General features: G+C 37.2%; 8 protein-coding genes and 1 pseudogene. 6 read left to right on the forward strand and 3 right to left on the reverse strand.

The window, feature by feature from the left end:
- Positions 1-344 precede the first annotated feature (344 nt).
- Positions 345-593: a hypothetical protein gene (locus DBR11_RS12775; protein ID WP_108553054.1), complete on the forward strand. Its 249-nt coding sequence runs from the start codon at positions 345-347 to the stop codon at positions 591-593.
- Between the two features lie 143 nt (positions 594-736).
- Positions 737-1,306, forward strand: a complete 570-nt coding sequence (locus tag DBR11_RS12780; protein ID WP_146186524.1) for a GIN domain-containing protein — start codon at positions 737-739, stop codon at positions 1,304-1,306.
- A gap of 274 nt (positions 1,307-1,580) precedes the next feature.
- Here DBR11_RS12780 and DBR11_RS12785 read toward each other — a convergent pair whose 3' ends face one another.
- Positions 1,581-1,772, reverse strand: coding sequence for a hypothetical protein (locus DBR11_RS12785; protein ID WP_108553061.1), 192 nt, complete (start codon positions 1,770-1,772; stop codon positions 1,581-1,583).
- A gap of 454 nt (positions 1,773-2,226) precedes the next feature.
- Here DBR11_RS12785 and DBR11_RS12790 point away from each other — a divergent pair, with 454 nt between their 5' ends.
- From DBR11_RS12790 to DBR11_RS12805, 4 genes are all read left to right on the forward strand, one after another.
- Positions 2,227-3,387, forward strand: a complete 1,161-nt coding sequence (locus tag DBR11_RS12790; RefSeq protein ID WP_146186525.1) for a hypothetical protein — start codon at positions 2,227-2,229, stop codon at positions 3,385-3,387.
- A 46-nt stretch (positions 3,388-3,433) separates the two neighbouring features.
- The gene (locus DBR11_RS12795) at positions 3,434-4,204 is read left to right on the forward strand and encodes a carboxypeptidase-like regulatory domain-containing protein (RefSeq protein WP_108553057.1); all 771 of its coding nucleotides are present in this window, start codon (positions 3,434-3,436) and stop codon (positions 4,202-4,204) included.
- A gap of 107 nt (positions 4,205-4,311) precedes the next feature.
- Positions 4,312-4,953 carry a sensor histidine kinase gene (locus DBR11_RS12800; protein WP_158275284.1) on the forward strand — a complete coding sequence of 214 codons (642 nt, stop codon included), beginning with the start codon at positions 4,312-4,314 and terminating at the stop codon, positions 4,951-4,953.
- Between the two features lie 3 nt (positions 4,954-4,956).
- Positions 4,957-5,679, forward strand: coding sequence for a LytTR family DNA-binding domain-containing protein (locus DBR11_RS12805; protein WP_108553059.1), 723 nt, complete (start codon positions 4,957-4,959; stop codon positions 5,677-5,679).
- An 11-nt stretch (positions 5,680-5,690) separates the two neighbouring features.
- Here the strand turns inward: DBR11_RS12805 and DBR11_RS12810 are convergent, their stop codons facing one another.
- Both DBR11_RS12810 and DBR11_RS30150 read right to left on the reverse strand, forming a co-directional pair.
- The gene (locus tag DBR11_RS12810) at positions 5,691-6,428 is read right to left on the reverse strand and encodes a hypothetical protein (protein ID WP_108553060.1); all 738 of its coding nucleotides are present in this window, start codon (positions 6,426-6,428) and stop codon (positions 5,691-5,693) included.
- A gap of 20 nt (positions 6,429-6,448) precedes the next feature.
- Positions 6,449-6,637 (reverse strand): annotated as a pseudogene (locus tag DBR11_RS30150) (hypothetical protein); the annotation flags it as partial.

The raw sequence follows: 6,637 nt of genomic DNA on the forward strand, positions 1-6,637 counted from the left end.
CTCTAGCGCTGAATTCCCATTTGTAATTCGTACTTATGCGATGATTGCCCTCGTCTTAGGTATGTTCATAATAAGTTTATTGAATATGTTTATTTTTAAAGAGTGGGTAAGAAAATTTTGGTATATAAATGGAACTATTACTATTCTTATGGGATCTATAATAGTCTATTTTCTGGTAAGAGTATAGCAGTCAGACGTTAAAACACCGACATCTTTATTTTATCGACCTGCAGGTGAAAAATCTAGAGCGGTAGATTCTAAAATATTTATAAAAAGGCCTTATTTCACTACTGTACAAAAGTATATTTGGATTGAATAATCGATATTTATATCATCTTGTTTACATGAAAAAAATATATATAATATTAATGATGCTGGTTTCCTTTGAGGTAATCATCACGGGTTGCGATAACAATCTCTCATTAGGAGATGACTTTGAAGCTTCTTATGTAGATATACCAGAATACAGAAATATATACTACAAACAACAAGGTGTTTTTTCTGCTTTAGGGGTAAACCAAATAATCTACAATAGAGATAAAATTTTAGTCAGGGGGTATTTGTATAGTAATGTAAAGTGCAAAATTGTCTAAGTGGAGTAGCTGGTCGTGAATAACTGTGTGTTCGTCGATAGTTACCCTGTTGTTGGTCTAATAGGGGCAAAATGGGTGAAACGTTTCTGGTTTGAGCACGTCTTATGTACAAAGAGAATTTAAAAAACTTAAAACATAAAGATATGAAAACCGCTATCAAAACCTTATTCGCAACAGCTTTAACCGCTATCGTTTTAACTTCATCTGCATTTACAACTTTTGCAAAAGAAGGGGATAAAAATCCATCCGCAGTTTCTACCGTTTCCGGTGCAACAATGATCAAAGTGACTGGAAATTTAAAGGTATATTTAACTCAGGGAACTAAAGAAGGTTTTCGTGTAGAAACAGATCAAACAGAGGCTAAAGTTTCTTTCAAAAGAGAGGGGAATAAATTGTTTATCAATTCTATTGGTGATGAAACAACAACCGTGTATTTAACCGTGAACGATTTGAAAAGAATCGATGCTTCTGAAAATGCAGTTGTAAAATCAACCGGCCGTTTCAACTTACCAATACTTCAGGTATTTGTACAGGACAATGCCAAAGTGGACGTGAATGTTGTTGCACAGGATGTGTATACAGTGATCAAAGATGCTTCTTCGTTAAAACTAAGTGGATCTGCAGAACGCCATGTATCGGTAATCTCTGATGCTTCACAAATCAATGTAAATCAATGTAAATCAATTTGCAGCCTTAAAAACTGTTTCATCTAGCCCTGTATTTCATGCTGATCTGGATGCTCAGCTTACAGAGTCAGTTAACATAGCTGTAACTTCTAGCAAGCTTTCCAAATAAGAATAAAGAATCTAAATAAAAATGGCGGGTATCTAACTGATGCCCGCCATTTTTGTTTTAGCTATTGTATCAATTCGGTACGTGATTGCCCTATAATGTAGTTGTTAATATCGTATTTTGTGGTTATGCGCAGAAAATTGGAGTGTTTGGCGCGCGTTCTTCCAAGAATTGGAAGAACTAGGGGAGAGGATACTAAAGAGCTTCGATTTCCTGAATCGAAAGTTTGGTGATTTTGGTTATAAATGATGAAGAACATCCTTCGTTCTTCAATTCCTGAGCAACATCTAAGGCTTTTTTGTGTTCTCCTCTGATCTCTCCTTTAATCTCACCTCTGATGTACAAGATGTCCTTTTCTTCTACAAATATTTTTCCTGTTAGTGCCATATTTTTAATTGATGTTTTCTCTAAATTACGCAATTGCATCAAAACGCACTATTGTTTTAAATATCTTCCTTGTTCTAATTCTCCAATACCTTTGTTTTCTATTTCCTGAACGATCTGGTGTAAGATCATTTCTGTATCATATTGAGATTTCAAGCCATATTCGTTCAAAATAATAACCAATGTGGTATCAGATAAAATAGAAACCAAAAGATTAACCTGATATCTGGTAAATATAAGGATGAGAATCTTAGAGAGTTCTCAAATCACTTGAAGCCAAACAAAATGTTCGAAACCTGTCCATATACAACAGTTTACGGGCCAGGGTATGTCTTCTGTCGACAATAGTTGAATCATAATTTCCTTCCCATGAACTTTGTAGCATTACATGACAACATCACTTACCGCAATTATTCGCTATGCGACTTTAGGATTAACAATTATACAAAAGAAAAACATGAAACGACTAGTTACCTGTGCGATGCTTTCGATATTCCTTTTGAGTGCCTGCACAAAGAATCCCATACCAGCTGATCCCAAAGAAGAACCAATTCCAAACCCCAACGGAGGCAGCGAGGAAACCATCCCGGCAACTGCCGACATCTACATCATTGGAGAAAAGTATACCGGTTACCAAGGTAGCTATGCTTTATGGGCAGAGGGTACGATTAAAGAATCCTTTACGGATTATTCATTAGAAGGTGCCGGGCTTGAGAGTATATTCATACAGGAAAATTCAGGAAAGAAAACAGTCCACTTCTTTGGTTCAAAGTCAGTCTCTCAGAATGCATCCAGAATCACCTATTTTAATAAGAAAAATTATGTTACCCTTTCCGATAAACTGAATATTCCAATTATATCTAGCTGGAACGAAGCCTTCATCGCCCATACTACATTTAATAAGGAAGCTTATTTAATGGCCGCATCAACTTTAACAGACCTATCGGACAAACGTTATTATTACAAGATCGATCGTGCAGGTAACCCAACAGTGCATGAGCTGTTACGAAACAAAGCTTATGAGTTTATAGCCGTGGGTAGCTCAGGGGTATTCGTATCGCATTATGAGGCCAAATTATTTTGGACTGATATCTCGGTATACCGTGAAAATAATTTTCTGAATACTTACAGGGTAGAGCTTCAAGACTTCAGCTACCTCACTCCCCACGACATGGTTATGGTTAATGACCATATCGCAGGCTTTATCTGTTCAGCAAGATACGACCCAACGAGTATTACCGGATACCTGTATGTGACTGTTGATTTAAATACCAAAGTAGTGCAATCACACAGACTGGGCCTCCCTGTGGACTTCCATGCCGGAAACCTCACCGTTAAAGGCAATATCGTGTTGTTATACGGATATGTAAATAATGATAAGACAGCTTATTATTATCAGATTGGTTATAGTACAAGTGGTTTATTTGTCATCCAGAAGGTTCCATTAGAAGCAAATGGTACGTCAGTCTACACCACCAGCGATATCTATGATAGCGGTGCAAGCATATACGTGTCTGGAAATGAAGATAATAATCCGGTCTACTGGAAAGACGGTAAGATCGTCCGCATGCAAGTAGCTTCATCAACAAAGGCAATACTTCACGACATCAGAAACTGACAATAAAACGCATCAATATCTTAATTCAAAACAAAAAAATAAAAATATGAAATCAACTTTTTCAATTCTTGTTCACATCAGCAAAAAAATAACCAGGAATACATTTATTTTCTTCCTGATGATAATCATTTCATTAACTGCCTGCTCCTGCAAAAAAGATCCAACTGAGGCTGAAGCGGAAAGAGGTTACGCAACAGGAAAAGTAACCGATACTAAAGACAATCCATTAGCGGGGGTAGAAGTATCAATTGAAAATACCCTGGTAGGATACCATTCAACTGCAAACGGCGTGACAGATAGTAAAGGACTTTACAAAATAAAGGTTTCTAATGTAGGTACATTCCATGCTTCGGCATACCTAAACAGGGAATTTAACGGCAAGCAATATAAGCTTGAGCTTCATTGTGATGGTAACGATGCATTTGGAAATGAAGGTGCGGTGAGGGACTTCCAATGGAAATTAACAGGAGCCAAACCGGTTACTCTTGATGGCTTTTACGGTGCCACATTGGAGCTTTATAATGAACCCGGTTATTACATCGATGAAGAAAAAATTGTCGTGACACTCAATCCAGTCGGCACACTCATAGACGGATCAACAGGAATAACTATCACCAAGCGTCCTGTAGTAACAAGCTATAGCGTTGTAAACGATATCCCCCTAGGAAAATATACCGTTAGCGCCACCTACAACGGCACGCCTTTGAAATTAAAAAAACTAGATTCCAATCAGCCATACAGCAACACGGCAAACATTGAGTTCGAACAGATCATCAGTTCAGGTACACCCACCGCAAGGCTTTCTTACAACCAATAGCAGCTCAGATGCATAATCAAGTCGTTACATCTCCATATCAAGAATTTCTAACGCACCTGGTATTATCCTTAATTTGCATGTGTTTTCTCAGCATCAGATTTTTCAAAATGTGGTACCAAAGGAAACAAATTGCGTTACAAACTGAACTCAACTTCATTAAAGGACAAATACACCCGCATTTTCTTTTCAACACACTGAACAACCTCTACGCGTTAACCCTAAGAAAATCAGCCCAATCTTCAGAAATTGTACTGGAACTTTCTCAAATCCTACGCTATATGCTTTATGAATGCAATGCCGCAAACGTAAAATTATCAAGAGACATTGAAATTCTTAGAAGTTATCTCAAACTTGAAAAAATAAGATATCAAAACGGAATTGAAATGAACATAAACATTACCGGCGATACCCAGCAAAATGATATCGCCCCGCTATTGATGTTAACCTTAGTAGAGAATGCTTTTAAACATGGAACAAGCGAAACCATCAATCATCCCTGGATAACCATTGATATCCAGATCAATGCCAACCGGTTAACATTCAGGGTAGCCAATAGTAAATCTCCAAATCAAAGCGATCACGCAGAAAGCCACTTTAAAAAAATTGGATTACAAAACATCCAAAAACGCCTGGATATTCACTATAAAAAAGCCCACAAATTCACCATACGAGATCAACAAGACACCTATATTGCTATATTAGAGCTTACGCTCAGCGATAGATTATACTTTAATTCATTAAATGATTAAGATATGAAAATCAAAACACTCATCATAGATGACGAACCCTATGCCGTCGAGGTCATCGAACAATATATAAAGAATTTCCCCGCCATCCAGGTCGTAGGTACCTGCAACAATGCAATCCAGGCTTTTCAATTACTTCAGCAGGATAAAATTGATCTCATTTTCATCGACATCAAAATGCCAGGCTTGATGGGCACAGATCTAATCAGGAGCCTGAAAAACCCACCTAAAGTTATCTTCACAACCGCCTACCAAGACTACGCATTAGAAGGATATGATCTTAATGCAGTCGACTACCTGCTTAAACCCATTCCATTCAACCGATTCCTAAAGGCAATGGACAAAGTATTTGAATTTTACAAGACCAGCAGCACCAAAATAAATATCTCCCAGGAACCAACCGATCAAAAAGGAGATATCTTTCTATACCTGCGCATAGAACGAAAAATGGTCAAAGTAAATACTGCAGATATTTACTGGGTAGAAAGCCTCAAAGACTACATTAAGATTGTATTAAAAGAAAAAGAGTTAATCAGCAAACAGCGGATCAGTTTATTAGAAGACCTGCTCCCAGAAGATAAGTTCGTGCGCATACACCGATCCTACATTGTAGCCATAAATAAAATTGAAAGCTATCATTCCTACTCCATAGACGTCTTAGGGAGAGAATTACCCATTGGAAGAAACTATAAAACAGAATGTCAAAAAAAAATTAAAACTACCTTCTAAAATCCTAACCCTTATTTCTTCTTGTCAGGAATTTTAGCAAACTGCTCCATATTATACTTATCCAGGTAACCCTTCGAAATGATGTTCCATATACAACCTTGAATAATTGCAGAAATCATTGGGTCAGGAACCTGGCCAGGCACCCTCTTTTCCTTTTTCTCCAACAACTTAAAGAAATCCAGTAAAGGTTTAAAAGTAGTTATGGGCCCAAATTTGTAAGTAAAGCCAGGATTACCCCCACCGGGACGGCCCAGGTTAATACAATAGGCACCAGCAGCTAAATAACTGTCTTTTGGAGCGAATAAATACTGTTCGCTAGGAATCTGAACACTGAGTTTTTCCACTAGTATTCCATGTTGGGTTTCATCAGATTGAGAAATCAAAATAAGCCCCGGTGGCAAATCAACATTAATTGCCTGCTTAGTCTTATTTCTAAAACCACCACAAACACCCACTAAGGCCCCCTCGCTTTTCATATTCTCCCAGGTTATCCCCTGACAGGAATCTGGAAAAAAGCCGGAATAACCTTTAATTGCCTCCCTCAACTCTATACCATCTGGAAGCTTAAAAGGTATACCTTCGAAAGCCTCCTTCCATCTGTAGCCAAAACCTTTTGGCGCAGAAAATCCCTTTTTAACAGATGTTTTCTGCTGTGCTTTAACCAGACAAGAAAACACAGGCAACACCAACAATATACAGAGGAAATACCTCATTTTTTTTATAAAAACTTCTTTTTTATAATGTTCCATATAATTATTTACATAAAAAATTAATTTGGGCTCTCTTGAACCTCTATCTCCAGCGCTACCAAAAAAAAATCCTCCGCATCAGTAATTTTTATTTTATGTTTTTTTGGATAAAGAATTTCAAGCCTTTTTTTTATATTTTTCAGACCAATATTTCCATACTTAGACTTCACCACTGATCGATTTGCAGTCAATGGTTTATTATTAGATAT

Source organism: Pedobacter sp. HMWF019 (assembly GCF_003061025.1).
Classification (GTDB): Bacteria; Bacteroidota; Bacteroidia; order Sphingobacteriales; family Sphingobacteriaceae; genus Pedobacter.